General features: G+C 71.7%; 23 protein-coding genes. 9 read left to right on the forward strand and 14 right to left on the reverse strand.

Annotated elements, in window-relative coordinates; translation table 11 throughout:
* On the reverse strand, positions 1 to 1074 hold the full coding sequence (locus Pla163_RS13185) for an LptF/LptG family permease (RefSeq protein ID WP_419185919.1): 1074 nt from the start codon (positions 1072 to 1074) through the stop codon (positions 1 to 3).
* Positions 1075 to 1177: 103 nt separating this feature from the next.
* Between Pla163_RS13185 and Pla163_RS13190 the strand changes: the two genes are divergently transcribed.
* Positions 1178 to 2233, forward strand: a complete 1056-nt coding sequence (locus Pla163_RS13190; RefSeq protein WP_145189168.1) for a lipopolysaccharide kinase InaA family protein — start codon at positions 1178 to 1180, stop codon at positions 2231 to 2233.
* A gap of 9 nt (positions 2234 to 2242) precedes the next feature.
* Here the strand turns inward: Pla163_RS13190 and Pla163_RS13195 are convergent, their stop codons facing one another.
* From Pla163_RS13195 to Pla163_RS13205, 3 genes are all read right to left on the reverse strand, one after another.
* Positions 2243 to 3811 (reverse strand): FHA domain-containing protein, encoded by a 1569-nt coding sequence (locus tag Pla163_RS13195; RefSeq protein WP_145189171.1) that lies wholly within the window; start codon positions 3809 to 3811, stop codon positions 2243 to 2245.
* Positions 3812 to 4172: 361 nt separating this feature from the next.
* The gene (locus tag Pla163_RS13200; RefSeq protein ID WP_145189174.1) at positions 4173 to 5135 is read right to left on the reverse strand and encodes a sigma-54 interaction domain-containing protein; all 963 of its coding nucleotides are present in this window, start codon (positions 5133 to 5135) and stop codon (positions 4173 to 4175) included.
* A complete protein-coding gene (locus Pla163_RS13205; RefSeq protein WP_145189177.1) occupies positions 5132 to 7390 on the reverse strand; it encodes an ATP-dependent helicase in 2259 nt (752 codons plus the stop codon). Before Pla163_RS13205 ends, Pla163_RS13200 begins: the two co-directional genes overlap by 4 nt.
* Before the next feature lie 70 nt (positions 7391 to 7460).
* On the opposite strand from Pla163_RS13205, the gene Pla163_RS13210 reads away from it, so the two are divergent.
* Together Pla163_RS13210 and Pla163_RS13215 are read left to right on the forward strand one after the other, a co-directional pair.
* Positions 7461 to 8114: a class I SAM-dependent methyltransferase gene (locus Pla163_RS13210; protein WP_145189180.1), complete on the forward strand. Its 654-nt coding sequence runs from the start codon at positions 7461 to 7463 to the stop codon at positions 8112 to 8114.
* Positions 8111 to 8974, forward strand: coding sequence for a lipopolysaccharide kinase InaA family protein (locus Pla163_RS13215; RefSeq protein WP_419185920.1), 864 nt, complete (start codon positions 8111 to 8113; stop codon positions 8972 to 8974). The genes Pla163_RS13210 and Pla163_RS13215 overlap by 4 nt, the downstream gene beginning before the upstream one ends.
* Positions 8975 to 9008: 34 nt before the next feature.
* Here Pla163_RS13215 and Pla163_RS13220 read toward each other — a convergent pair whose 3' ends face one another.
* Together Pla163_RS13220 and Pla163_RS19075 are read right to left on the reverse strand one after the other, a co-directional pair.
* Positions 9009 to 9554 (reverse strand): DUF3592 domain-containing protein, encoded by a 546-nt coding sequence (locus Pla163_RS13220; RefSeq protein WP_419185921.1) that lies wholly within the window; start codon positions 9552 to 9554, stop codon positions 9009 to 9011.
* A gap of 34 nt (positions 9555 to 9588) precedes the next feature.
* Positions 9589 to 10056, reverse strand: coding sequence for a hypothetical protein (locus Pla163_RS19075; RefSeq protein ID WP_419185922.1), 468 nt, complete (start codon positions 10054 to 10056; stop codon positions 9589 to 9591).
* A 55-nt stretch (positions 10057 to 10111) separates the two neighbouring features.
* Here Pla163_RS19075 and Pla163_RS13230 point away from each other — a divergent pair, with 55 nt between their 5' ends.
* The gene (locus Pla163_RS13230) at positions 10112 to 11185 is read left to right on the forward strand and encodes an alpha/beta hydrolase (RefSeq protein WP_419185923.1); all 1074 of its coding nucleotides are present in this window, start codon (positions 10112 to 10114) and stop codon (positions 11183 to 11185) included.
* Positions 11186 to 11226: 41 nt separating this feature from the next.
* Positions 11227 to 12141: a ChaN family lipoprotein gene (locus Pla163_RS13235; RefSeq protein ID WP_145189195.1), complete on the forward strand. Its 915-nt coding sequence runs from the start codon at positions 11227 to 11229 to the stop codon at positions 12139 to 12141.
* On the opposite strand, the gene Pla163_RS13240 is transcribed toward Pla163_RS13235, so the two are convergent.
* From Pla163_RS13240 to Pla163_RS13270, 7 genes are all read right to left on the reverse strand, one after another.
* Positions 12129 to 13034, reverse strand: a complete 906-nt coding sequence (locus Pla163_RS13240; protein WP_145189198.1) for an N-acetylneuraminate synthase family protein — start codon at positions 13032 to 13034, stop codon at positions 12129 to 12131. The two genes, Pla163_RS13235 and Pla163_RS13240, sit on opposite strands and share 13 nt — an antisense overlap.
* A gap of 241 nt (positions 13035 to 13275) precedes the next feature.
* Positions 13276 to 14310: a hypothetical protein gene (locus tag Pla163_RS13245; protein ID WP_145189202.1), complete on the reverse strand. Its 1035-nt coding sequence runs from the start codon at positions 14308 to 14310 to the stop codon at positions 13276 to 13278.
* 259 nt (positions 14311 to 14569) lie between these two features.
* On the reverse strand, positions 14570 to 15520 hold the full coding sequence (locus Pla163_RS13250; RefSeq protein ID WP_145189205.1) for a FecR family protein: 951 nt from the start codon (positions 15518 to 15520) through the stop codon (positions 14570 to 14572).
* Between the two features lie 228 nt (positions 15521 to 15748).
* Positions 15749 to 16363 (reverse strand): RNA polymerase sigma factor, encoded by a 615-nt coding sequence (locus Pla163_RS13255; RefSeq protein WP_145189208.1) that lies wholly within the window; start codon positions 16361 to 16363, stop codon positions 15749 to 15751.
* A 168-nt stretch (positions 16364 to 16531) separates the two neighbouring features.
* Entirely contained in the window at positions 16532 to 17482 is a 951-nt protein-coding gene (locus Pla163_RS13260; RefSeq protein WP_145189211.1) for a hypothetical protein, read from the reverse strand.
* A 131-nt stretch (positions 17483 to 17613) separates the two neighbouring features.
* The gene (gene hutU, locus Pla163_RS13265) at positions 17614 to 19362 is read right to left on the reverse strand and encodes a urocanate hydratase (protein WP_145189214.1); all 1749 of its coding nucleotides are present in this window, start codon (positions 19360 to 19362) and stop codon (positions 17614 to 17616) included.
* An 11-nt stretch (positions 19363 to 19373) separates the two neighbouring features.
* Entirely contained in the window at positions 19374 to 20636 is a 1263-nt protein-coding gene (locus Pla163_RS13270; protein WP_145189218.1) for an agmatine deiminase family protein, read from the reverse strand.
* 66 nt (positions 20637 to 20702) lie between these two features.
* On the opposite strand from Pla163_RS13270, the gene ribH reads away from it, so the two are divergent.
* The 4 genes from ribH (at position 20703) to Pla163_RS13290 (ending at position 25206) form a co-directional block, all read left to right on the forward strand.
* Positions 20703 to 21257 carry a 6,7-dimethyl-8-ribityllumazine synthase gene (gene ribH / locus Pla163_RS13275; protein ID WP_145189221.1) on the forward strand — a complete coding sequence of 185 codons (555 nt, stop codon included), beginning with the start codon at positions 20703 to 20705 and terminating at the stop codon, positions 21255 to 21257.
* Between the two features lie 122 nt (positions 21258 to 21379).
* Positions 21380 to 21862, forward strand: coding sequence for a transcription antitermination factor NusB (gene nusB, locus Pla163_RS13280; RefSeq protein ID WP_145189225.1), 483 nt, complete (start codon positions 21380 to 21382; stop codon positions 21860 to 21862).
* Between the two features lie 2 nt (positions 21863 to 21864).
* A complete protein-coding gene (ftsY, locus tag Pla163_RS13285; protein ID WP_145189228.1) occupies positions 21865 to 22794 on the forward strand; it encodes a signal recognition particle-docking protein FtsY in 930 nt (309 codons plus the stop codon).
* 93 nt (positions 22795 to 22887) lie between these two features.
* Entirely contained in the window at positions 22888 to 25206 is a 2319-nt protein-coding gene (locus Pla163_RS13290; RefSeq protein ID WP_145189231.1) for a tetratricopeptide repeat protein, read from the forward strand.
* 120 nt (positions 25207 to 25326) lie between these two features.
* Here the strand turns inward: Pla163_RS13290 and Pla163_RS13295 are convergent, their stop codons facing one another.
* Positions 25327 to 25764: a Dps family protein gene (locus tag Pla163_RS13295; RefSeq protein WP_145189234.1), complete on the reverse strand. Its 438-nt coding sequence runs from the start codon at positions 25762 to 25764 to the stop codon at positions 25327 to 25329.
* Positions 25765 to 25858: the final 94 nt, after the last annotated feature.

Raw genomic sequence — 25858 nt, forward strand, 5'->3', positions numbered from 1 at the left:
TCATCGCTTGGCGAGCCTCCACTGCATGAACACGCCGATGACGAGCGCGATACCGGTCGTGGACCAGGCAGCGAGTTCGGGTGGCAGCACGCCCTTCTCGGCCAGCGACTGACCGAGTCGCAGCGAGAAGATGTAGTAGGCGAAGGCGTAGACCGAAGCTGCGCCGAGCGCGGTCAGCTGCGTGCCGGCCCGCAGCCACAGGCCGGTCGGCATCCCGATCAACAGGAACAGGAAGTAGGTCGCGCCGAGCGACCAACGCTGGTGCACCTCGAAGACGTACTTGGAGCGCATGTCCGGCTCGAGCACTCCGTCGGCGATGTCGCGCAGCATGCCGCTCGACGTGCGGTACTTGGCGCGCGTCTCGTCCTTCGCGCGCCGCTGGAAGATCAGGTCGAGCGGGATGCGGCCACCGTTGCCCCCACCGAAGTAGGCCTCCGTGCGATTGACCGTCCGCACGTCGGTGAGGGCCATGTACATGAACGTGTCGTCGAACGTGATGTCCACGCGGTCGGCGACCAGCGCCAGGATCTCGTTCTCCGCCAACGGGTCCGGGTTGGGGACGCGGATCTGGACCTCGGTGAACGCCGCGCCGTCGCGCCCGCGTGCGGAGAGGTAGAAGCGGCCGATGTCGAACTCGGTGCGACCGGGCGCGAGGTTGCGCAGGGTCTGGACCAGCATGTTGGCGCGGAAGTTGTCCTTCTCGAGCGACCACTGCGGCGAGAGCGTCCCGATCAACCAGATCGTGCCGGCCGCGAGGACGCCCGCCACCACGGCACCGGGCACGAGTGCCCGCGCGGGGTGCACACCGGCCATCTGCAGTGCGATCCACTCTCGGTCCGACGCCAGACGACCGAACGTGGACACGACGGCCAGCAGGAAGCCGAGGCTGACCAGGTACGGGGTCAGCTGGATCCCGATCATCGGGATGTAGCGCAGAACGGCGCCCAGGCTCACCCCACCCAGCTTGTGCACGGCGGAGACCGCGACCGCCGGGAAGACGACGAAGCCGAGGGCGCCGATCGCGAAGGCCGTGGAGGTGGCCAGCGCGCGCAGGAGGTAGAAGAACAGCGTCACGGACCAAGACGGTAGCGAGCGCCGGCGCGGTGGCGCGCTCCCGGCGCCGATCGACGCGAGCCCTGTTCCGCGAGCGGGCGCGCCGGGCATAGACTCCGGGACGATGGAGCTCCTGCGCGAACTGCCCGGACGACGCGTGTGGCGCGAGGGCGACGTGCTCGTGAAGGCCTTCCGCCACCCGTCGCCGCTCATGCGGTGGCGCGACGGACGGCGGGCGCGGCGGGAACTCGACGTCCTCGCGCGCTTGACCGCGCTCGGCCTCCCGGTCCCCCGCCCGCTCGGGTTCGAACGCCGCGCCGGGGCCGCCTGCGCGCGCATCGCCTGGGTCGCGGGCACGCGGACGCTCGAGCAGGTGCTCGACGAAGCGGCCGACGCGGCGGTGGCGGCGCGGAGTCGGACGGACCTCGTCGAGGACGCGGCGCGCCTGGTCGCGCGCTTCTCCTCCGCCGGGCTCCACCAACCGGATTGGCACCCGAAGAACCTGCTCGTGGACGGCGCGGGCGCTCTGGTGGCGATCGACTTCCACAAGGCCAGGCTCGCCGAACCGACGCCGGCCTCGATCGAGTCGGCCGCGCGGCGCATGGCCTCGGTCCTGTTCGAACAGCTCGACGCGCGCGAGTTGCTCGCGGCCGCGCACGCCTGGTACGCGGCCCTGCCCGATCACCTGCGGCCGGTCCACACGGCACGGCGCGCGCTCCTGCGAAGGCTGTGGATCGCTGCGCGCGCCGAACGACTGGAGCAGGTCGAGCGAGACCTCGACCGTTGGCTGCGCACAAGCGGCGCGGTCGAGCGCGAGGGTGCGGCGTGGGTCGGTCGAGTGCGCACCTTCGGTGCCCGCTTCGAGCTGACCTGTGACGCGCGCGCACTCGCAGCCGCCTGGATCGACCAGGCGCGACTGTGCGAGCACCGCGTGCCCTGCGCCCGTCCCGAACGACTCGAACTCGGTGGCCGGCCGCGCGCCCTGTTCGTCGTCCCGGACGGCGCGCGCGCCCCGCGCGACCTGGTCCTCGATCCGCTGGAGCTGCTCGCCGAACGCCTCGGACCGAGCGCGAACGCGCGTGCGCTCGTTGAACGATCGCGCGCCGGAACGACGAGGTGGACCGCTCCTGACGGAACGATCCACCTCGTGCCGCGGGACGCGCGTCCCGCCGACGTCTGAGTCAGCGGTTCAGCTGTCGCTCTCGGCGGCCTTCTCCGCCGCCTTCGCGGCCAGCTCTTCGCGCGCCTGCTCGATGGCCTGACGGAAGATCGGCCGCGCGCCTTCGAGGTAAGCGACCTTGTCCGCCGACGCCTCGTCCCCACCGATGGCTGCGTTGACGTAGCTCTTGACGATCTCGTCGAGGTTCGGGAACTCCTGGAGCAGGTCGAGGGCCTCGTTGGCCTTCTCGGGCAGGCTCGAGTAGCGCGCCACCGACAGGAGGTAGCCCACCGCGGTCAGGAACTGGCGGTTGTTCGTGCCGCCCTGGGCCACGCCCTGCTGGTAGGTCTTGTTCGCCAGGTCGATCATCTCGTTCGAGAACAACAGCGCCCGGCGCTGGAGCTCGGTGCGGTGCATCTCGGCGGTCGTCGACGAACCACCGGCGGCCACGAAAGCGTCGAGTTCCTCGGACGCCTTGTCGAAGCGCCGGCCCTTGCCACCGCTCGCGTCGGTGTACAGGAACATGGCCCACTCGAGGTCGGCCTCGTTCGGAGCGGAACGCGCGTCGGCGAACTGCGTGTACTCGTCGCGGGTCGCGAGCAGCGTGTCCACCATGTCGGACCAGCTGCCCGTGGCGCGCCACGCCGCGCTGGCGTAGTCGGGGTAGTCGCGCTCGAACTCTTCGAAGCGCTGCAACCAGATGCGCATCTTGGCGTGGGTCAGGGCTTCGTTGCCCTTCTCCGTCTCGAGCGCGCGCTTCTCCGCCGACAGGAAGTTGTCCGAGTAGTTCGCGAGGAACTTCTGCGTCCACTGGAGCGCCTTCGAACGCTTCGGTCCGACCTCGCCCTGCTGTTCCTGGACCTCGATCTTCGCGAGCGTCGCGTCGTAGTCGGCCAGACGGTCCGGCGGCAGCTTCGCGCGATCCACCTCGTCGATGAACTGGCGCGCGCGCGCCAGTTGGCCGCTGTCGTACTCGTTCATCGCGAGCGTGAGCGTCGTCTCGTTGCCCGAGCCGGACATCAGGCTGATGCCGGCGCCGGCGAGCACCAGGGCGAAGACGACGATCAGCGGCATCATCCAGGCCGGCTTGCCCTGGGGCTTGCCGCGGCGCGACGGACGCTCTTCGTCGTCGTCACCGCCGCGACCCTTGCGCGCGCTGGCGCCGGAGCGCCGGGACGAACCACCGCGCTTCGCACCGCCGCGCGCCGAGGCGCGACCACCGGCGGAGGCACCCGCGCGCGAGGAACCGCTCTTGCCCCGGGCCGCACCACCGGTGGCCGAACCGCCCGTGGCCTTCGCGGCCGCCTTGGGCTCGGCGTCGTCGGCCTTGAGGGCGATCAGCGCGCCTCCGATGCGAACCGTCGCGCCGAGCGGCAGGGCGAGGCCCATGCCGACCGCGGACTCGCCGTCGATCTGGACGGTGGCCAACGCGTCGAGCGTGGCCGCCTCCTCGCGGATCGTCAGCACGGCGTGCTCGGCCTCGACACCGTCCGAGGTGAGCACGAGCTTGTTCGAGTCGGCCGAACCGAGGGTCAGACGCCCCTTCGAGAGGCGGAAGGCGCGCTTCTGGTCGCCGTCCTGGACGATGAGCTTGGGCATTGGGGGACGAATGAGGGACGAGTCGGGGAAAGGGTCGTGGTGCCCGCGCGGCGGCGCGCTGCTCGGCAGGGCGGCGCTTCGGTGCGCAGGGCGGCCGGAGGCGCGGTGGCCCGTGGGGTGCGGGCCGGGCCGTCCGGTGGGGGCGACGATGGTAGCGATTGGGCGGGCGCCATCCAGGCCCGGCCCCGGGGTGGGCAGCGGGCCGCGGCGGGTGCGCCGAGGTCGTGGGGCCCCGCGCTATCCCCCGGGGCGTCCGAAGTTGTGCCCAGCGGGCCGCCGAATCTCGGAACGCGCTCGGAAGTCCCGTGGACGGGGAGCCCCGTGGAAGCGCTCGAACGGCGACGTGAGAGGCCGCCGCCGGTCAGCGACCTCGGCCTGCGAGCGCGTCCTCGAAGTCCTCGGGTCCGAGCTCGTCGTCGGGGCCGCTCGGCCGCCACATGGCCGCGGCGCGTCGCAGGGCGTTCTCGAGCTCGCGCACGTTCCCCGGCCAAGCGTGGGCGGCGAGCCGCTCGAGCGCCGCGGACGACAGGCGCGGCGGCGGCGAGCCCGCGGCCCGCGAACCGCCCTCGGCGGCGATGCGCGCGAGGAGGTGCTCGGCCAGGAGCGGCAGGTCCTCGAGTCGATCGCGCAGGGGCGGCACCACCACCTCGACCACGGCCAGCCGGTAGTAGAGGTCCTGGCGGAACGTGCCCTCGCGGCAGCAGCGTTCGAGGTCGCGGTTCGTGGCCGCCAGGACGCGCACGTCGACCTTCTTCGAGGCGCTGCCGCCCACGGGTCGGACCTCGCCCTCCTGCAGGACGCGCAGCAGCTTCGGCTGTAGGTCGAGCGGAAGCTCCCCCACCTCGTCGAGCAACAGCGTGCCGCCGTCGGCGCTGACGAAGTGCCCGGGGCGGTCGCGGTCGGCGCCGGTGAACGAACCGCGCACGTGCCCGAAGAGTTCGCTCTCGATCAGCGTGGGCGCGATGGCGCCGCAGTCGATGGCCAGGAACGGTCCCGCCGCGCGCGGGCCGGACGTGTGCAGGCGGCGCGCGACACCTTCCTTGCCGCTGCCGGTCTCGCCGCGGATCAGCACGGGCACGTCGGTGGCGGCGATGCGATCCACGAGCGCGAGCATCGAGCGCAACGCGGGACTCTCCCCCACGATCTCGAAGCGGGCGGGACCCGTCGTTCCGGGGGACTTCGCCGCCGTTGCGTCCCCCGCGAGCGATGCGGCCGCCGCGCGCAGCGCCTTGGCCAACTCTTCGCGCTCGCCCGGGCGAAGGTCGGCGCGCGCCGACTCGACCAGTTCGGCCAACGCGCGCTCGAGGTCGGCCGCGGTGCTCACGCGCCGCCCCCGCCCTCGACCGGTTCGAGCTTGGCGTAGGCGAGCAGGAGCGTCTTCGTACCGGCGTGCGCGAACGCGACCGTGGCGCGCGCGTTCGCGCCGGTGCCGGTCAACCGTTCCACGCGGCCCTTGCCGAAGTGGTCGTGGCGCACCCAGGCGCCCTCGTAGAGGTTCGAGTCCTCCTTCACGAACTCACCCAGGTCCCAGTCGTCGTCCGAGCCCTGCTCGATGCCCTCGACGCCGTCCTTGGGCAGTTCGTCGAGGAAGCGCGACCCCTCGCGCCAGGAGTTCGCGCCGAAGTACATGCGCGTCGACGCGTGCGACAGCACCAGGTGCTCGCGGGCACGCGTGATGCCGACGTACAGCAGGCGCCGCTCCTCCTCGACGCCGCCCGCGTCGTCCTCGAGCGCACGCATGTGCGGCAGGAGTTCCTCCTCGACGCCCGGCACGAACACCGCGTCGAACTCGAGGCCCTTCGCGGCGTGCAGGGTCATGAGCGTGACCGTCCCCCCCGGCGCCTCCTCGGCCTCGCCCTCGGTGGTGCCGTCGCTCTCGAAGCGGTCGACGTCGCTGACCAGGGCCACGTCCGCCAGGAAGTCGACGAGCGTCGCCTCTGGGTTCTCGCTCTCGAAGCGCTCGGCACTCGCGAGGAATTCCTCGACGTTCTCGACGCGGCTCGTCGCGTCCTTGTCGTCGAGGCCCTCGACGTAGGAGAAGTAGTCGAGCTCGTCGACGAGTTGGCCGAGCACCTGGTGCGGTGGCCGCTTCGACGCGCCCTCGAGTCGCTCGAGCAGCTCGACGAAGGCGGCGATGCCCTTCTTGGCGCGGCCGCGGATCTGCGTCCGCAGTTCCTCGCTCTCGAGCGCGCGCACGAGCGTGACGCGACGGTCGGCCGCCCACTCGACGATGCGCTCGACGCTGGTGGCACCGATCCCGCGCGGCGGCACGTTGAGCGCCCGCTTGGTCGCCAGGTCCGCGCGCGGATTGACGAGCAGGTGCAGGTAGGCGAGCAGATCCTTGATCTCGCGCCGCTCGTAGAACTCGAGTCCGCCCGCGATCCGGTACGGCACGCCGGCCTCACGCAGCGCGCGCTCGAGGACGCGCTGCATGAAGTGCACGCGGTACAGAACGGCGATCTCGCGGCGTTCGACCCCGGCGTCGACCAACTTGTCGACCTCGCGCGCGATCCACTCGGCCTCCTCGGTCTCGTCGCCGAACTGGATGACGCGGACGTTGGGTCCGTCGGTGCGCTCGGACCACAGTTCCTTCTCCTTGCGGTCCGTGTTGTTCGCGATCAGCGACTGCGCCGCGTCGAGGACCTTCGTGGTCGAGCGGTAGTTCTGCTCGAGCTTGACCACCATCGCCTTCCCGAAGTCCTGCTCGAAGTCGAGGATGTTGCGGATGTCGGCGCCGCGCCAGCCGTAGATCGACTGGTCGGGATCGCCGCAGACCGCGATGTTCCCGTAGGCGCTGGCCAGGTGGCGCGCGAGCAGGTACTGGACCCGGTTCGTGTCCTGGTACTCGTCGACGAGCACGTAGCGGAACTGGTGCGCGTAGGCGTCGCGCACGCCCGGGAAACGGTCGAACAGCTCGAGCACCTTGAGCAACAGGTCGTCGAAGTCGAGCTGGTTCTGTGCCCGCAGCTTCGACTCGTAGGCGACCCACAGGCGCCCCAGGACCTCCTCCTCGAAGCCGCCGCCGAGTCCGTCGTCCTCCTGCGGGTCGCGCGCCGACATCTTGGCGTGGCTGATCCAGGCGGCGAGCGCGGCCGGCTTGAAGCGTTCGGGCGCGTACCCGAGTTCCTTGACCAGTTCCTTGAGGAGCTGACGCCGGTCGGTGGTGTCGATGATCGTGTAGTCGCGCGTGTAGCCCTCGAGCAGCTCGACCTCGCGCCGCAGGATGCGCGCGCACATCGAGTGGAAGGTGCTGATCCACATGCCGCGGGTCGGCAGCAGCGCATCGACCCGCTCGCGCATCTCGCGCGCGGCCTTGTTCGTGAACGTGATGGCGAGCACGCCGTCCGCGTCCACGCGCCGGGTGGCCACCAGCCAGGCTAGTCGCCGGGTGATCGTGCGCGTCTTGCCGGTCCCCGCTCCCGCCAGGATGAGGAGTGGGCCGTCACCGAACGTGACGGCGCGCTGCTGGGCGGGATTGAGCCCCTCGAGCAGGCTGGCCTCGGTGGGCAGACCGCTCGAAGCTCCTTCGTCCGGGCTTCCAGCACCCGCGACCACGTCCATCCAGTTCAATGCCGCCACGCCGGGGAGTCTAATGGAGCGCGCGGCCGGTTCGCACGACGGCCGCCCGTGAACTCACGCGCACACGACGATGATCGACGACCTGGAACGACTCGGCACGAAGTGGACCCGTGATCACGGCGGCGACGCCTGGCGACGCGGGCGCTGGGGCACGCGTCGGCGTGCCCGGCGCGATCCGCGAGCCGTCGCGGGTCTGCTCGCCACCCAGCTCGCGCGGCCGGGGCGGGTGCTCGACGTGGCCTGCGGGACCGGTCGGCTGCGCGCGGCCATCGAGGGGCTCGGGCACCTGTGGATCGGCTGTGACGCGTCGGCCGACCAACTCGGCGCGGCGAGCGGCGCACGCGTCCGCGCCAGCGCCGAGCGACTGCCCTTCCCCACGCGTTCCTTCGACGCGGTCGTCGCCTGCCGCTTCCTCCACCACCTCGGGTCGGACCGCGCACTCACCGCCGTGGTTTCGGAACTCGTGCGCGTGTCGCGCGGCCCGATCGTGGCGAGCTTCTGGGATTCCGACACGTGGCCGTTCCTCCTGCGTCGCTCGGACGGTGCCGCGCCCCTCGGCACGGCCCGCCGCGACGACTCGGGACGGGTGGCGCGCCGGATCGCGCGCATCGAGGAGATCTTCGCCGCGGCCGGCGCACCGGTCGTGCGCGTGGCACGACCGGTCTGGCGGCTCTCGGCCCAGACGTTCGTCCTCGCGCGACGCGCGAACTCGGAGGTCGCGTGAGTTCCGCGCGCCGTTCCGGCCACACCCAGGTACTGGTGCTCGGCAAGTCGGCGCTGGCCGATCGCGCCGAGGAACTTCTCGCGATCGTGGAGGCCCGCCCGCGCGACGGCGGCGAGTTCAGGACATTGGAGGGCGCCGGTTCGGCGGAGTTCTACCTGAAGGGTGGCCCTCTGCGCGGGAGCGGAGCGCGCCGCCACGGTTGGGCGCGACTCCTGCTGCGGCGCCCGCCCCCGCGGCTGCGCGAGTTCGCGCGCCTGAACGAGCTGCGCGCCAATCGCTTCGCCGCGCCGGAGCCGGTGTTGGCCGTCGCGCGCGTCACCCGGACCCGAGTCCTCTCCCAGCTGTTGCTCACCGCGCGCGTCCCCCACGCCGCCGGCTACGAGGCGCTCTTGTCCAGTCCGCGCTCGAACGACCGCGCAGTGGCCCTCGACGCGCTGGCCGTGTCCCTGGCCCGCTTCCACGCCGAGGGCTTCCAGCACCGCGACCTCTACGCCCGCAACCTCCTGTGGGTCCGACGACCGGGCGGATCGATCGAGCCTGTGTACCTGGACCTGTGGCGCGGCTCGCGCGCCGGGCCGCACCAGCGCGTCCGGGCGGCACGCGACGGACGACGGGCCGCCCACGATCTGGGCGATCTGTTCACGGATCTGGCGCTGGGTCTCGTGCCGAGCGAGCAGGCACACTTCGTGGCTCGCTACGTCGAGGCGTCCGAGGAACTGGTCGACGGCTTCGACGGCGGTCGCCTGCGCGCTCTGATCCAGGAGCGCTACGACGAGGCCGCGCAGTTCCTGAACGCGAACCCGAAGCGCCGGCGCGGACGCCCCGCCCCGCCGCTCGACTGGAAGCTCCCCAGCGAGTGACCGTCCGTCGCGCCGACACCCGGTCCGCGCCGCGTCAGGTCGAGGGCGCGGAACTCGCGTCGGTCGCGTCGTCGGCGCCCGTCGGCAGCGTGCGCCGGAAGCGGAAGAAGAGCACGAGTCCGACGAGCGCGAAGACGACGCCGAAGGCCAGCATGCCCAGGGCGCCAGCGAACAGACCTGGTTCGAGAACCGCGTCCTGCGGCCGGTCGGCGGAGTGGAAGACGACGACGCTCGCGCCCACGGGGTAGCGCTTCCGAACGGCTTCCGCGGCGCCGAGGTCGTTGTGGTTCCAGCGCGTGAACGCAACTCGATCACCGGTGTGCTCGACGCCGTCGACCGAGTAGAGGTAGCGCACCTGGACCGAGTAGGTCGCGCTGTCGTCGCTCTCGTGGGTCTCGACGAACGACTCGGTCACGGTGCCCGTCACCTGGGGCCAGTCCGCGCTGCGAAGTCCGTCGATCACGTCGCCGCTCGCGATCCAGACCGCGATCAGGCCCGCGAGGATGAACGGCAGGGGGAAGAAGGTGCGCACGCACCCGGGCATCGGCCTCGCCCGGCGCTGGGCAGCGCGGCTGCGCATGCTCTGCGACATCGTTCGGTTCCGCTCGGCAGGCTCAGTGCGCGAAGCGACTCTCGCGACCGGGCGCGCGCTGTTCGAGCACCTGACGCAACTGCGCGTGGTCGGCGGCCGGCGCGGGCACGGCTTCCCACTCGCCGTCGAGCAGCACGCGCAGGTCGTCGCCCGTGAGTCGCCACTCGACCAGATCTTCGAACCGCACGCTGCGCCAGCCGCGTTGGATGCCGTCCCGTCCGAGCACGCGCGCGTCGGGACTGGGAGCCGCGAAGTACAGCGCGGCCGCGAGCAGCACGACCACCAGGGGCAGCGGTTCGGCCCGGGCGAGCAGCACGGCGACCATCGCGACGGCGACGGCGACGATCGGCACGACGGAGCGGGTGACCCGCCGTGCCACGACCGGTGCACCGAGGTTCGCGCGCGTCCGCCGCCGTGCGACGACCGCGACCACGAGGACGGCGGCGAGAACGAGAGCGGCGAGGGCCAGGGAGGCGTCGAGGAAGGTCACGGGCGGGATGCTACCAGTCGGCCCGTGGCGCCGCGCACCGTATGCTCGGCCGCCCATGGACACCGGCCAGAAGGACCCGCGGACGCCGCCCCGCCTCGACGACGTGGGTCCGGCGCCGCCGGGTGTCCGCGAGCTGCAGGAGCTGAGTCCCCTGATCGCGGCCGAAGCGCGTCGCGATCGCGGACGCCGCCGGCGGCGCTGGCTCCTGGCGAACCTGGGCCTGATCGGTCTCGGAGTCGTCCTGGCGACGCTCGGCGGGTGTCGCATCGACAGCCACGCGCGCGGCCTCCTGGCCGCGGAGCGCGCGGCCGGCATCGAACCTGGCACGGTGCGCGAGGGTTGGGGTCCGATCGAGCTGGGGCCGACCGACGCCGAGATCGCGGTCCTTCTGGTGCACGGCTTCCGCAGCACGCCGGCGGACTTCGGCGAGCTCCCGCAGCGCCTCGCCGACGAGGGCGTGTTCGTGCGCGCGATGCTCCTGCCCGGCCACGGGACGAGCGCCGAGGAACTCGCGACCACGACCGCCGATCAGTGGATCGAGGCCGTGCGCGAGGAGTACGCGAGCCTCGCCGAACGCTTCCCGACGGTGCGTGTGGTCGGCTTCTCGATGGGGGCGGCCTGCAGCCTGCTGGCCCTCGCGCCGTCGGCCGGGAGTGCGGACGAACCGGGGACGGCCTCGCTGGACCGCCTGGCGCTCGTCGCGCCCTACTTCAAGATCACGCCGCGCTGGTGGACGATCGCGTCGATCGAGAGCTGGACCGAGTTCGCCGGCACGTTCGTCACCTACGTGGACAGCGGCCCCGAGATCCGCGGCATCAGCCGTGCGAGCCTCGGCGAAGGCTACAGGTTCTATCGAGTGCTGCCCCTCGACGCCGCTTCCCGCGCCGCCGACGTGGCGCGACGCGCGCGAGACCCGGAGCTCCTCGGTCGCTACCTGTGCCCGATCCTCACCGTCGTCGCGAACGGCGACACCGTGGCCGATCCGGCCTCCGCGCGCGCCGCGTTCGACGCGCTCGGGTCCGAAGAACGCACACTCGTCGAGCTCGAGTCCTCCAACCACGTCGTCTTCTGGGACGTCGATTCCGCGGCTGCCATCGCCGCCCTCGTCCCTTTCCTGACCGAACGCTGAGCGGACCGCCCCATCCATCCTCCGCCCCACACCCGCGCACCATGAACCGGAAACTCGCTGCAGCGCGCTGCGCCACCCTCGCCCTTCTCCTCGCTCCCCTCACCTCCTGTGGGGTGCTCGGTGGAGCATCCGATCGCGTCCAGGAGGCCCGCATCCTCACGGTGCCCGACGGGACCGAGATCGACATCGACTCCGCCGCACGCGAACTGCGCCGCGCGGACGTGATCTTCCTCGGCGAACTGCACGACTCGCTCGAGGGACACCGCGTGATGACCGAGCTGACGCGCGCGATCCTCGCGGACCACCCGCAGCCGGTGCTCTCGATGGAGATGTTCGAGCGCGACGTGCAGGACGTGGTGACGCTCTACGTCGACGGCTACGCCTGCAAGGACTACTTCCTCGCCAACGCGCGCCCCTGGGACTCGCCCGACTCGCCCTACGCGGACCACTACGGACCGGTCGTGGACCTGGCGCGCGAGAACGGTTGGGACGTCGTCGCCGCGAACGTCCCGCGCCGTGCGGCGCGGGCGGTGGCGCGCTCCGAAGCACCGTCGAGCGGCGGGTCGATCTTCGCGAGCCCCGTGTCCGACCTCTCCGACGGTCGCTACCGCCGCGAGTTCGACGAGACCATGAACGCGATGATGGGCGGCCACGGCTCGGGCATGACCGACTTCTCGCTCATGTACGCGGCCCAGGTCCTGAAGGACGAGACGATGGCGCACGCGATCGCCAGTCTGTTCCGCGGTGAAGGCGAACGAGGTGGCGGTGGCCGTTGGCCGCGCGTCGTGCACTGGAACGGCCGCTTCCACTCCGACTGGGGCCTCGGAACCGTCGAGCGCCTGCGACGCCGTCTGCCCGGTCTGCGCATCGCCGTGGTGACGATGGAGCGCGACGGCGGCCTGGCCCTGGCCACCTCCGACGATCCGCCGGCCAGCTACGTGATTCAGGTGCCCTGAGCGGCGACCGCGGCCGGTTCGAGCTTCCCGGTCGCATCGTTCCGTTCGGTGCGTGAGCGACTCGGCGCCCGGCCGCGCCACACCGGTGCGGCCGGAGCCGGTTCGAGGCGCTCGCGCAGAGCACGCAGTTCCGAAGGGTCGAGGCCCGTGCCGGCCCGCCCCTCGCCCTCGAGTTCGAGGCGCACGACGAAGTGGCGCGCCCCGAGTTCCTGGTGGGCGCGCGCGATGGAGTAGGCGTCGCCCGCATGGTCGCTCCAGCCGCTGGGCAGGCCGGTGGCGCGGCGCAGACGACCGACGCTGGCGATGCGATCGGACGCCGCGTGGCCGCTCGCGCGTTCGGTCCCGAGGGTGACGAGTCGACGGCAACCAGCGTCGACCAGGTCGTCGACGGCGGCGAGCAATCCCTCGTGGGCCTCGTCGCCCGAGCGCGAGTTCTCCGGACGCAGCCAGACCGGCTTGCCGGTGCGCGCCAGCTCTCGAACCAGGTCGGCGTCGAGCGGCCCGCGCGTCTCGATCAGGTAGTAGTCGCTCCAGGGCTCGGCGAGCGAAACCTGCCGCGGGCCGACCGGCACCACGCCGTAGAGCAGTCCGTACTCGGCGGCCCGACTTCCCAGGTCCACGTGGCTCGCGCCGCAGAGCGTGGCTCCTCCGGGTCCCGAGCCACAAGCGTGGACGCCGCTGACACCGGCCCGCGCGGCCGCGTCGATCCGGGCTCCGCGCCGATCGCGCGAATCGGCGCGCAACGCCCGCACTTCGGCGAGCCAGTGGCTCGAGCCACGCCAGCGCGGCGGCACCTCGGTGTCAGCGGCTCCGTCCTGGGCGATCCGCGCGAGTGCGCCCGGACCGTTGTGACCCGCCGTTCTTCCGTCGTCGACCCTTCTGGTCTGGTCCATCGGAACCTGTCCCCCTCGGACGCACCGCGTACGGCTCGTCCATCGACCCTTGGTGTTCGCGGACGCCGCCACGGGGCTGCGTCCGACTCGAGCGTCGTCCCCGGCGCCCTCCCAAGGACGCCCGACGCTCGGAACACCAGACCAGGTCGGGGGTTGGCGAGCAATCCGACGGGTACGCCTCTCCCACCCGTGGGCCCACAAGGTCCGACCGTCGAGCTGGTTCGACCGGCCCGGCGGCGAGTCAGAGCGAGATGACGAGACCGGCCGAGACGGTGAAGCCCTCGTCCAGCGTTCCGGGCCCGCTCACGTGCTCGATCGCGCCCTGGACGCGCAGGACGTCGCGCATGAGCGAGTGCGTGGCCGCCACACCGAACACCTGTCGCCGCTGAGGAGCCTTCAAGGTTTCCGCCCGCACGGCCAACTCGGTCGCGCCACCGTCGAAGGCCGCGGACAGCGTGCCCGCCAGGCCCCGCTGGTCGCCGATGCCGTCGGCCGCGTCGACCCACTCGCCGTGGAATCGGAAGCGACCCGCCTGAGCGTGGGTCTCGATGGCGAAGGCGTCACCCGAGACGAACGAACCGTCGTCGGTGTAGGCGAGGAAGAAGCTGAGTCCTTCGCGTTCGGGGCGCGGGCGCTCGCCGGGATGGATGCGCTCCCCCAGCACGTGGAAGCCGGCGCGCAGGGTGCCGCGGCGGGAGTCGGCCACGCCGTCGTTGCCGTTCGTGAACGAGAGCCGCAGGTCCGCGCGGCCGTAGTCGGCGAGGAACTCGAGACCCTCGTCGGTGGACATGAACTCGCGACCGAGCCGCGTCCGGTACGGGAACACGAAACCGTCCTCGTCGGCGAACGAGCTGTACAGGAAGGGGTTGCGGATCAGGCCGACGCGCAGGCGGTGACGTTGGTCGAGGTCGGACTCGACGAACATTCGGTCGAGCGTCGAGCCGTTGGTCTCGTCGAACTCGAGCGCGACCTCGAAACGGTAGCCGTACCACGTGCCTCGCAGGGCGACGATGGCGTCCGAGAGCGTGGTCCCGGCTTCGTCGGGCAGGGTGGCGTCGCGACCGAAGCTGCGGTCGTAACGCGCGGCGAGCGTGCCCCCCAACGCGAGGTCGTTCACGGGCGGCGCGGCGACGTCGTCCGGGTCCGGTTCGAGCTCGGCACCGACGACCGCGGCCGGCTGGTCCTCGAGAACGGGTCCGAAGGGACCGACGGATCCCGTGGCGGCGGGTTCGGGAGCGACGAGAGCCCAAAGGGCGATGAAGAGCGAGTAGTCCATGGGTGCGCCGCTGCCGAGTCCGAGCGACGCCCGGACGCTAGCGCACCCTGGCATCCCGCTCCAACACCGCTGCGCGCGCCAGCCCTCGGGATCCCACGCGCGACCGCCGCTCGCGCCGCTGTGGCCCGGGGCGATTGACTCGACCGGTGCCGTTGCCAGGGTCGAGCCCGCGCCGAACGCGAACGGGCCGCGGCGATCTCGCCGCGGCCCGTTCGCCTCGCACGACCAGCGCGCCGATCGCTCGGCGGTGCGTTCCGTCTCAGAAGTCCTCGAGCGCGTTCCAGCTGCGGTCGTACTCGGGCGACTCGAAACGCCCTTCCGCGATGTCGCTGCAGGCGGCGGAGAGATTGCGCAGCCGCTTCTCGTTGTCGTACTCCTCGCTGAGCAGCAGCGTCCCGTCGGCCTGCGCCATGACCCGTTGACCGGCCGTGGCCGTGAGCTTCGAGCGCTCCCCGCGCTTGCTCTCGACCTCGACCTCGCCCGCCTGCACGCAGACGCACACATGGCCGTTCGGCAGTGGAAGGACCGAGACGGACGTGCCGTGCAGCGTCACGTAGGCGTTCTCGGTCTCGATCGTCACGGACGAGGAGCCACTCGCCAGCCTCGAGATGATGACCAACTCGCCCGCTTCGACCCGCACGGGGAGCACGATGCGCTCGCCCTCGCGACGGGGTTCGGGCATGCGCACGCGCGTGTGGGCCGCCAGTTCGAGTCGCAGGTCGTCACCGTAGCCGAGCCGCAGGTTGCCGGCGTCGGTGCACAGGAGGCACGGGCGCGTGCCGGGTCGCAGCACGTCGCCCGAGAACTCCGCGTCGTCGACGAGCAGCGCCGTCGCTCGGTGGTTGAAGATCCGCCATCCGTCGCTGCGTTCGAACCCGAACGCCAGGAACAGGAGCAGGGCCGCGGCCGCCGCCAGCGTGGTCACGAGGACGGTCCGCCGGTGGAGGGGGAAGACCCGTGCCGCGGGGCGCAGCTCGTGGACAGGCTCGCGCTCTTCGAGGTCGCCGCGGACGAAGCGCTCGCGGAGTTCGGCCGCGAAGGCCGGGCTCGGCTCCTCGGCCGCGAGGTACGGGGCGAGGCTCGCCCGGTCGCGGACGTCCGCCGCCGCGGCGCCGATCTCTCCGCTCACGAACTGCGCGCGCAGCCGGGCCCGGAACGCCGGGTCCGGCTGCGCCGGTTCGAACAGAGGTGAATCGTGGTGGGTGGTCATCGGGCAGTCTCGAGGGCGCGCGGTCGTTCACGTTCGGGCGAGCGGCGCGCAATCGGATGGCGCGGTCCGAAGTGGTGCGGGCTGGGTGTCGCGATCAGGTCGGCGCGGTCGGTTCGGCGCGGTCGAAGGGACGCAGCCGGGAGCGTTCGGGGGAGGCGGGGCGCCGAGCGCGGCCGGACTACGCCGTTCCACCGGCCCTGTGACGGGGCCAGCTCGCGCTGGATCGGCTCAGCCGGCCTCCTCGGTGGCGGGAGCTCCGAGCCGCACGCGCAGCTCGGCCAGGGCGCGGGAGTAACGCTTGCGGACCGCCACTTCGTTGCGCCCGACGGCCGCGCCGATCTCGGCGAAGGACAGCCCCTCGAAGGCCCGCAGGTAGAGGGTCTCGCGCAGGTTGTCGGGCAGGCTGTCCACCGCGTCGCGCACGGTCTGGGCGTCTTCTTCGGCGATCAGGGGAGCGATCGGTCCCGGATCCTCGTCCGGCACGTCGATCTGCTCGTCCTCTCCGTCGAACGTCCTGGTGAGGCTGCGGTCGCGGTGGGCCCGACTGCGCCAATGGTCCCGCAGGCGATTGATCGCGACCGCGAAGACCCAGGGACGCAGGGCGCGCTCGGGGTCGTAGGACGGAAAGCCGCGGTGCAGCTGGACGAAGATGTCCTGGGTCAGGTCCTCGGACAGGTGACGATCCTTCACCAGGCTGCGCACGTAGCCGTAGAGCCTGGGGAAGTAGAGGTCGAAGAACAGCGCCAGTGCGGCGGGGTCCTGGGCCGTCAGCTCGGCGCGACGCTCGACCGGGAAGTCGTCGTCGTTGGCCGGGGTGGCCTCGTTCTGGGGTTCGCTGTCCATGGGTGTCGACCGACCGCGCTCGATCCGCTCGAGGTCCGCGGGGGGGACACAGGGTCGGAAGCGTCGGCCCAAGGTGCAAGCCTGGGCCGCGAGGCTCGGAGCCCCCCCACCTCTGCGCGCCGGGCCGTGGCCTGGGAGTTCGGGGCGCGGGGCCCTGAGCCGCCGCGTTCAGGCCCCGTCGCGGGGCCGGATCAGGGCGCGCAGACGTTCCACCGCGGCGCGGCCGGCGGGACGGGCCTCGGACGCGAGCAGCTCGGCGTCGAGGCGCTCGAGGTCCGTCTCGATGGCCGCCATCAGGTCCGTGGACGCGCGACGCAGGTCGGCGACGGCGCTCGCCAGGTGCACCGCACCCAGTTGAGCGGGATCGGCGAGCCCGAGACCGAAGAAGCGCGAGCGGTCCGCGATCCTGCGGAAGGCGCGGTTCGCGGCCGACGGCTCGAACCCTCCGAGGAACAGGCACGCGCTGTAGACGAGGCTGGCGGGTCGGGTCAACGAGGACGACAGCGCGAGGCTCGGGCCCGCGGGACTCTGCGCCGCGTCACCGAGCGCTCCCTCGAGCGCGCTGGCGAGGTCCGAGGCGTCCTCGCTCGCCGTCGAGTGGAGCGTGTTCGCTTCGCTGGTCAACGGTCCCGAGGCGGAGGCGAGGCGCGGCGCGCGCGTCGCCCGTACCGGCGCGTCCACCGGACGTGGCTCCGACCGGACGACGTCGTTCTGCGCGGCTTCGTTCTGCGCGGCTTCGTTCTGCGCGGTTCCTTGCTGTGCGGTGTCCTTCCCCGGCGTCGGCGGGTAGATGGAGGCTTCCGGCTTCCACGCGGGAGCGGGCGCCGAAGGAACGGACGACGACTCGTACTCGATCGGCCGCAGCTCCGCCTCGACGGGCAGGGGCGGCGGGCTCGGCCCACGGGTCTTCGCCCGTCCTTCCACCCAGGCCTTCAGCGTGTCGGCCAACGGGTCGTCGCGCAGCGTGCTGCCCCCACTCTGCGCACCTGCTCGGGACGGCGAGGTTCCGCCGCCGATCCGCTGACGCGAGGAGCGCGGCCCATCGCTGCCCAGGTTGGCGAGCTTGCGGGCCATGGCGATCGCCGCGGCGACGAAGATGAAGAAGAGGAGTGTCTGCATCGCATTGGGCCGGGTCTCGAGGTCACACCGCGGTTCCGCCAGACAGCGCGGCCGGGGCGAGACCGGGAGGCCGCCCCGACCCTACTCCATGACGGCGGCCACCATTCGCGCGGAGTGACCCGCGACCGCCGTCAGTGGCCGGCCCCGTCGATCATCGGGAGGTCGATGTGACGCTCGCGCGCGCAGTCGATCGCTTCCTCGTAGCCCGCGTCCGCGTGGCGCATGACGCCGGTGCCGCAGTCGTTGGTCAGAACGCGCTCGAGCGCCGCCTGGGCCTGCGGTGTACCGTCGGCCACCGAGACCTGTCCGCAGTGCAGGCTGTAGCCCATGCCGACGCCCCCACCGTGGTGGAAGCTGACCCAGGCGGCGCCGGACGCGACGTTCAGCATGCAGTTGAGCAACGGCCAGTCGGCGACGGCGTCGGTGCCGTCCTTCATCGCTTCGGTCTCGCGGTTCGGCGACGCCACCGAACCGCAGTCCAGGTGGTCGCGACCGATCGCGAGCGGCGCGCTGATCTCGCCCCGACGCACGGCCTCGTTGAAGGCGAGACCCGCCTTCGCGCGGTCGCCGTAGCCGAGCCAACAGATGCGCGCCGGCAGGCCCTGGAATTCGATGCGCTCGGCCGCCATGTCGAGCCAGCGCAAGAGCGCCGTGTCGTGCGGGAAGAGCTCGCGCACGATGCGATCGGTCACCGCGATGTCCTGCGGGTCGCCCGACAGCGCCGCCCAGCGGAACGGGCCCTTGCCCTCGCAGAAGAGCGGACGCACGTACTTGGGCACGAACCCCTCGAACTCGAAGGCGTTCTCGAGTCCGGCTTCCTGGGCGTGGCCGCGCAGGTTGTTGCCGTAGTCGAACGTATCGGCGCCGCGGCGCTGCAACTCGTTCATCGCCTTCACGTGGTCGACCATCGTCGCGAACGAACGGCGCTGGTACTCGTCGGGATCGCTCTCGCGCAGGGCGAAGGCGTCGCTCAGTGCCATGTCGCGCGGCACGTAGCCGCCGAGCGGATCGTGCGCGCTGGTCTGGTCGGTGAGGATGTCCGGGACGATGTCGCGCGCGATCATCCGCTCGAGCAGCTCCACCGCGTTGCAGACCACGCCGATCGAGCGCGCTTCGCCCTTCGCCTTCAGCTCGAGCGCGCGGTCGATGGCCGCGTCCACGTCGGTCATCATCTCGTCGGTGTAGCGCGTCTCGAGCCGCTTCTCGATGCGCTTCGGATCGACCTCGGCCGCGAGGCACACCGCGTTGTTCATCGTCGCGGCGAGCGGCTGGGCCCCGCCCATGCCACCGAGCCCCGCGGTCACGACCAATCGACCGCGCAGATCGCCACCGAAGTGCTTCTTGGCGGCGGCCGCGAACGTCTCGTAGGTGCCCTGGACGATGCCCTGGCTGCCGATGTAGATCCACGAGCCCGCGGTCATCTGGCCGAACATCATCTTCCCCTCGGCCTCGAGCTTGCGGAAGTGTTCCCAGTTCGCCCAGTTGCCGACGAGGTTCGAGTTGGCGATCAGCACGCGCGGCGCGTCCTCGGTCGTGCGGAACACGCCGACCGGCTTGCCCGACTGCACGAGCAACGTCTCGTCCGGCTCGAGGCGTTCGAGCGTCGTGACGATCGATCGCAGGCAGTCCCAGTCGCGCGCGGCCTTGCCGGAGCCGCCGTAGACGATCAGCTTCTCCGGTTCCTCCGCCACCTCGTCGTCGAGGTTGTTGAGCAACATCCGCAGCGCGGCCTCGGCCTTCCAGCTCTTGCAGCGGCGTTCGGAACCGCGGGGGGCGCGCTGGGGACCGGGAACGATGTGGAGCGGGGTCTGCTCGGACAGGTCGGTCGAGCGCACGGTGGTCGGTTCTGAGGTCACGTCGGTGGTCGATTCGGGAGTCATGGTCGCTGGGGTCACCGGCCGGGCTCGGCGGCGGTGGTCGGTTCGGACTCCGACGCGGCGCCCGCGAGGGCTCCGGCGTCGAAGATCGCGCGCGTGCGGCAGTGCAGCGCGTCGTAGGACTGCCAGTCCTTGACCGGGCCGTCCTCGATCCCTTCGGCCTTCGCGTCGAGGAAGCCGAGGACCTCGTGGTCGGGCAGCGCGCGGCGCCAGACGTCGAGCGCCACCTCGTCACCGGGCACACCGTAGAGCGGCACGTACACGCGCTGGTTGAGGATCAGCGAGTTCGTGTAGGCGGCGAGCGGCGCTTCGTCGCCCCACTGCTCACGGTCGACGACGGGACAGGGCACGCGCAGGATCTCGAACGGACGGCCGTTCGCGTCGCGCGCGTCGGCGAGCTCGCGCACCGCTGCTTCGAGGCGCGCGCTCGCGGGGTGGTCCGCCGGCGCCTCCTGGACGAGCAGGCGTCCGCCGGGCAGCGGCTTCAGCCAGCAGTCCACGTGCTGGATGCCCACCTCCTCGACGTTCGGAAGGTGCACGAGGTTCGCGCAGCCGGTGAAGCGCTCGACCAGGTCGAAGAACGTCGCGCGGTCGTGCCAGGCGAGGTTCTCGTCGACGAGCGCGTCGGTGAAGAACGCCGTGCCCGCGCCGTCGACCAGGAAGTTGCCTCCGGTCAACGCGATGGGCGCGACGTAGCGGCGCAGGTCCAGGTGCGAGGCGCTGGCCTGGGCCACTTCGTCCTCGCCACCCTCGTCCGGCAAGAACTCGATCGGCGCGTCCGTGCGTCCGCGGTCGGCGCCGAAGGTGTAGATCGGATAGCCCTGGAAGATCTGGTCGAGCACGGCGAGTTGGCCGTCGCCGTCGACGATCTGGAGCGGCCCGAAGTCACGCGGGTAGGCCTCGGTGGCGGTGCAGGCGATCGTCTCGTAGCTGCGCCGCCGGATCTCGAGCGTCTTCAGCGCCTCGCGCAGAGCGTCCTGGTCCTCGCCGGCGACGAGCACGAACAGCGTGTCCTTCTCCGCCAGGGCCTGGACCAGCGCGTCGGGCACCGCGAACGGAAAGACCACGACCGCGCCGCGAGCGGGCTCCCACTCGGCCGGCACGCGCACCGGACCGGGCGGTGCGATCGGCTCGGGCAGCGGGCGGAGCGCGTCGGTCCCGCGACAGGAGGCGCCGAGGAGCGCGAGCGCCAGCGCGGGCCAGAGCGTCGCTCGGACAGCCTCGCGGCGACGAGCGTTCGAGCGCGGGGCGAGGGTTCCGGCGGGACGTGACGACATGGTGGAATCCGCGCGCGGGTCGCGGGCGGTCGTCCGACTATACTCCTCCGCCCCGAGCGAGCAGCCATGGCCAAGGACCCGACGCACACCACCTCCACCAGCACCGAGAGGCTGCCCCAGGGCTGTCGCATCGCCGTCGTGGCCTCCACCTACCACGGCGAACTCGTGGACACGATGAAGGGCTCGGCGCGCGCCGTCCTCGAGGCCGCCGGGCTGGACCGCGACGACTGGCTCGAGGTCGCGGTGCCCGGCGCCTACGAACTGCCGCTGGTCGCGCGGCGGCTCGCGCTGCGCGACGACGTGGACGCGGTGCTGTGCTTCGGGCTGGTGCTGCGCGGCGACACGGATCACGACCGCTACATCAGCACCACGGTCGCGACGCGCCTGATGGACGCGGCCTTCGAGGCCGACACGCCGATCCTGTTCGGCGTGCTCACGCCGAACAACGTCGGACAGGCTCGCCGGCGCGCGCGGACCGAGGCCGACGGCGGACTCGACAAGGGACGCGAAGTCGCCCGCGCCGCCATCGGCGTGCTCGCCGCGCTCGAACGCGCCCGGACGATCGGCAGGGGCGACAAGCGCTCGGGCTCGTCCAAGAAGTCGGGCGGCTCGAAGAAGTAGGGCGGCACGCGGCGACGCGACGCCCCTTTCGGACGCGGCCACCGGTGGCCGCTCACCTGGCTCTCCACCGCGAGCGCGCGACATCTCGCCCGCTCCGGAACCACCTCACCTCCCCCAGATCATTGAACGTCAAGAAGCGATCGCGCGGACGCGAACTCGCGCTGCAGTTCCTCTACCAAGTGGACCTGCGCGGCGACGAGGTCGTGGCCGATCTCGGTGACTTCCTCGCGAGCGAGGAGTCGGACAACGAGACCCTGCGGTTCGCCTCGTCGCTCCTGCGCGGTGTGCTCGCGCACCTGGCCGAGGTCGACACGATGATCCAGGACGTCGCGCAGAACTGGAAGATCGACCGCATGGCCGCGATCGACCGCAACGTGCTGCGCCTCGCGACCTACGAGATGATGTACGTGGTCGACGTGCCGCCCAAGGTCTCGATCAACGAGGCCATCGAACTGGGCAAGCGCTACTCGACCCAGAACTCGGGCGGATTCATCAACGGCGTGCTCGACAAGATCCGCGTGCGCTACTGGACCCAGAAGTTCGATGAGTCGGGCGGGTCGAACCAGGCCGGCGTGGACGGCACGAGCGCATTGGGCGCCGACTGACCATGGGACTGTTCGACCGACTGAAGCAGCGTCTCGGCAAGACGCGCAGCGCGATCGGCGACGGGCTCTCCGCCCTGTTCCGGGGCGGACGCCCGATGGACGAGCAGCTGCTCGACGAACTCGAGGAGATGCTCTACGGGTCCGATCTCGGGCCGCTGGCCACGGACCTGGTCGACGACCTGAAGCGCCGCTTCAAGCGCGGCGAACTCAAGACCGAGGACGATCTGCGCGCGACGCTGCGCGAGCGACTCGTCGGCGAACTCGGTGAAGCGGGCGAGATCACATTGACCGCGAAGCCGCACGTGGTCCTGGTGGTCGGCGTGAACGGCTCGGGCAAGACGACGACCATCGCGAAGCTGGCGCGCCGCTTTCGCGAGCAGGGTCACAGCGTCCTGATCGGAGCCTGCGACACGTTCCGCGCCGCGGCCGCCGACCAACTCGAGGTCTGGGCCGAGCGCACCGGTGCGGCGATCGTGCGCAAGACCGAGGGCGCCGACCCCGCCGCCGTCGCCTTCGACACCGTCGACCGCGCCGCGCGCGAGAACTTCGACGTGGTGCTCGTGGACACGGCCGGTCGCCTGCACACGCAGACCAACCTGATGGCCGAGCTCGAGAAGATCCGGCGCGTGATCGCCAAGCGCCTCGACGGTGCGCCGCACTCGGTGCTCCTGGTCCTCGACGGCACGAACGGTCAGAACGCGATCGCACAGGCCAAGCTGTTCACCGCCAGCGTCGAGGTCACGGGCCTCGCCGTCACGAAACTCGACGGCACGGCGCGCGGCGGAGCGGTGTTCGCCATCCGCCGCGAGATCGGACTCCCCGTGCAGTACATCGGCACCGGCGAACGCGCCGAGTTGCTCGAGGCCTTCGAACCGGGCGCCTTCGCCGACGCGATCCTGTCGTCGGCGGGATCGTCCGAGACGGCCCGCTGACGCGACTTCGGGTGCGGGACCTCGGACGCCGCGAACGCTAGCCCGGGCCTGGACGAGGCGCTCGCGCCCCGCCCGTGTCACCATGGATCGACCGTGCCCCCCGCCACCACCCCCACCGCTGCTCCGACGAGCGCCGACCGCTCGCTGGGCGCCCAGCTGCTGCCCTGGCTGCTCGTTCTGCCGATCGCGCTGCTCGGGCTGCCGTTCGAGTCGTGGCTGTCGCGCTTCGACCCCGAGCCGACGCTGACGGCCACCGCCCTCGTGGCGCTCGTCATGTGGCCCGTTGCGCTGGCCACCTTCGGCGCGCGACCGAAGCGGCCCTGGCACGTGGCCGCCCTCGCGATCCCGATCGTCGTGGCGCTCTCGACGCTGCTCGGGACGGACCGGGTCGAAGGACTGCGTGCGACGATCCAGTCGGGCGTGCTCGCGTTGGGCTTCCTCGGCGCGACGCACCTCGATCGCAAGGGGCGGCGCGCGCTGTGCCGCGGCCTCGTCCTCGTCACGCTGCTCTTCCTGGTCCCCGGACTGTTCAGGTCGATCGCCGAGGGCCCGCTGGCCCTGGCGGGTCCGCTCGGGAACGTCGGTCCGACGAACCAGGTCGCGCTCGCGGGCGCGGCGGTCGGCGTGTGGATGGTGACGCTGCGGCGCGGGAGTTGGCGCTTCCTGGGTGGCGCGGCCGCACTCGCCTTCGCGCTGCACGCCGTGCTCGCGCCGGTCCTCGCAGGTGGTCTGGCGCTCGTGGTCTGCCTCGGACTGAGCGCGACGGTCTCGCCCTTCGCCCAGGACCTGCGGCGCGCGCGCGCGGTCCTCGCGGGAACCGCCGGAGCCTTGCTCTTCGCGGTCATCGCGGTCGGGTTCGCGCACCGCGGTGGCGACGGCGACGTGGAAGCGGTCCACGCGACGTCGAACGCCGCCGCCGTCGAACAGCAGGAGTCCGACGCGGCACCGGCGACGACGGAAGGCGACTCGAACGCCGCCACCGACGAAGAACACGGATTGGAGGTCAGCAGCGCGATGCCCGACCACCTGGGCGGTGCGCGCGTGCGTTGGCTGATCTGGCAGACCTTGCCGACGATGGTCGCCGAGGGCGGACCGCTCGGCGCCGGAGCCGGGCAGTTCGCCGCGGCCTATCCGCCCTACCGCGATCCGCTCGAACGCCGTGCGTCGACCTGGGGCACGCAGCTCGAGCATCCGCACAACGACTGGCTGCTCGTGTGGGCCGAGTACGGTTGGCTCGGTGGACTGCTCGCGACGGTGCTCCTGATCTGGGTCGCGTGGCGCGCGTTCACCGGCCTCCTGTCGAACGAGGTCGCGTCCAGCGCACTGGGCGCGGCGCTCATCGCGCTGCTGGTCAACGCCGGCGCCCACTCGGTGCTCCTCTACAACCCCGCGTCCGGCCTGATCGCCGCCGTCCTGTGCGGAGCCTGCTCGGGTGCGCGCGGCCCGAACCACGTCGGACTCCCGCGCCGCGTTCGCACCTCGTTCGCGGTCCTGGCCCTGGCCGTCGCCATCGCGGTGCCGTCGGTCCCCTTGTGGAAGCACGGTCGCGCGATGGCGGACTTCATCGAACGGCGCGCGCCGCACGCGACGAGCACGGTCGATCTCGCGACGCTGGACGATCTCTCGTTGGCCGTGGCGCACGCGGTCGAGACCTGTCCCGAAGCGGTGCTCGCGCGCTCGATCGAGGTCCAACTCGCGCTCGAGTACATCGCCGCCGGCATCGAGGTCGAACGCTGGCAGCGCAAGGCCGCGGAAGCGATCCAGGTGCGTCTCGACGCGCGGCCGTTCAGCACCGCCGCCCTGCTCGACCGCGGGCAGGTGGCGCTCTACGCGCGCGACGTGGTCGACGCGCGCGCGGCCTGGCGCGCGGCGCTCGAGATCGACCCGGAGCACCCGGTCGCCCTCGCCAATCTCGCGCGGCTCGAGCTCACGCACGGCGACGTCGACCTGTGCCTCGGCCTGCTCGAACGCCTCACGCGCCTGGGTGACTTCACCGGCTCCGACCGCCGCGAGATGGTGCGTTGGGCGGTGCGCAACGGCCTCGAGCCGGACCGCGCGGCGATCGCGCTCGGCCTCGATCCCGACCACCCGACGGCGATCTACGACGAGGGCGAGCGACGCGACGACGAGTTGGCGAAGGGCATCGCGCACCACCTGTGGGGACGCCAGCACATGGACCGCGACGACATCCAGGCCGCCGTGCGCTCGTTCAAGCAGGCCGTCGTCGCCTACGGTCGCGACGGCATCGACGCACCGCTCGCGATCCTCGAGAGTGCGTCCGCCCAGTGGCTCGACGGCGACTCGGTGCGCGCTCGCGAGGCGCTCGCGACGCTCCCGGTCGTCAGCGTGACGGCGCCCGCGTTCATGGTGCATCGGCGCCTGGCCGAAGCGGCGCGACAGATCGCGCACTGACGTTCGGCATGCGAACGGGCCCGGTCGCGCGTGCGTCCGGACCCGTTCAGCGTGGATCGAGTGCGGGTCGAACTGCGTTCGGCGCGGTCCCTGCGGCGCACCGAACGAACCCGCGTCGTCTCAGGACTCGAGGAAGGCGCCCAGCATCCAGACTTCCTTCTCCTGCGCGTCGCCGTAGCCCTCGGCCAGGTTCAGCGTGGCCGGATCGTCCGCCTTCTCGGCCTCGACCACCAGCGCGCGCAAGTTCACGTTGAGCGCCAAGAGGTCGTCGTGCAGGTTCTTCACCATCTCGTGGGCGCTGGGCAACGAGCTGTCCTCCTTCAGACGGGCGTGCTTCAACACGTCGCCGTAGGTCCGCAGCGGGGCGGCGCCGACGGCCAACAGGCGCTCGGCCAGTTCGTCGACCTTCAACGCGGTGGCGAGGTACATCTGCTCGAACTGGGCGTGCAGCTGGAAGAACTGCGGACCGCGGACGTTCCAGTGGTAGTGGCGGACCTTCTGGTAGAGGACCGTGTAGTCGGCTTGGAGAGCGATGAGAGCGGTGTGGATCTGGTTCATGGTCGCAGAGCGGCGAGGGGCCGTCGAAAGGTGTGGGTCGGGCGCCGCCCGACCCTTCGCGCCCCAGGATGGCCCGGCCCCCGGTGATAGTCCA

The organism is Rohdeia mirabilis, from assembly GCA_007750655.1.
Classification (GTDB): Bacteria; Planctomycetota; UBA1135; order UBA1135.

What these genes read in the sequence shown, in the direction of transcription:
- Pla163_RS13245 (WP_145189202.1), bottom strand. Translation starts at nt 14,310, where the DNA reads ATGGACTACTCGCTCTTCATCGCCCTTTGGGCTCTCGTCGCTCCCGAA.
- ftsY (WP_145189228.1), top strand. Translation starts at nt 21,865, where the DNA reads ATGGGACTGTTCGACCGACTGAAGCAGCGTCTCGGCAAGACGCGCAGC.
- Pla163_RS13235 (WP_145189195.1), top strand. Translation starts at nt 11,227, where the DNA reads ATGAACCGGAAACTCGCTGCAGCGCGCTGCGCCACCCTCGCCCTTCTC.
- Pla163_RS13210 (WP_145189180.1), top strand. Translation starts at nt 7,461, where the DNA reads ATGATCGACGACCTGGAACGACTCGGCACGAAGTGGACCCGTGATCAC.
- Pla163_RS13255 (WP_145189208.1), bottom strand. Translation starts at nt 16,363, where the DNA reads ATGGACAGCGAACCCCAGAACGAGGCCACCCCGGCCAACGACGACGAC.
- Pla163_RS13260 (WP_145189211.1), bottom strand. Translation starts at nt 17,482, where the DNA reads ATGCAGACACTCCTCTTCTTCATCTTCGTCGCCGCGGCGATCGCCATG.
- hutU (WP_145189214.1), bottom strand. Translation starts at nt 19,362, where the DNA reads ATGACTCCCGAATCGACCACCGACGTGACCTCAGAACCGACCACCGTG.
- Pla163_RS13195 (WP_145189171.1), bottom strand. Translation starts at nt 3,811, where the DNA reads ATGCCCAAGCTCATCGTCCAGGACGGCGACCAGAAGCGCGCCTTCCGC.
- Pla163_RS13230 (WP_419185923.1), top strand. Translation starts at nt 10,112, where the DNA reads ATGGACACCGGCCAGAAGGACCCGCGGACGCCGCCCCGCCTCGACGAC.
- ribH (WP_145189221.1), top strand. Translation starts at nt 20,703, where the DNA reads ATGGCCAAGGACCCGACGCACACCACCTCCACCAGCACCGAGAGGCTG.
- Pla163_RS13295 (WP_145189234.1), bottom strand. Translation starts at nt 25,764, where the DNA reads ATGAACCAGATCCACACCGCTCTCATCGCTCTCCAAGCCGACTACACG.
- Pla163_RS13250 (WP_145189205.1), bottom strand. Translation starts at nt 15,520, where the DNA reads ATGACCACCCACCACGATTCACCTCTGTTCGAACCGGCGCAGCCGGAC.
- Pla163_RS13270 (WP_145189218.1), bottom strand. Translation starts at nt 20,636, where the DNA reads ATGTCGTCACGTCCCGCCGGAACCCTCGCCCCGCGCTCGAACGCTCGT.
- Pla163_RS13240 (WP_145189198.1), bottom strand. Translation starts at nt 13,034, where the DNA reads ATGGACCAGACCAGAAGGGTCGACGACGGAAGAACGGCGGGTCACAAC.
- Pla163_RS13190 (WP_145189168.1), top strand. Translation starts at nt 1,178, where the DNA reads ATGGAGCTCCTGCGCGAACTGCCCGGACGACGCGTGTGGCGCGAGGGC.
- Pla163_RS13220 (WP_419185921.1), bottom strand. Translation starts at nt 9,554, where the DNA reads ATGCGCAGCCGCGCTGCCCAGCGCCGGGCGAGGCCGATGCCCGGGTGC.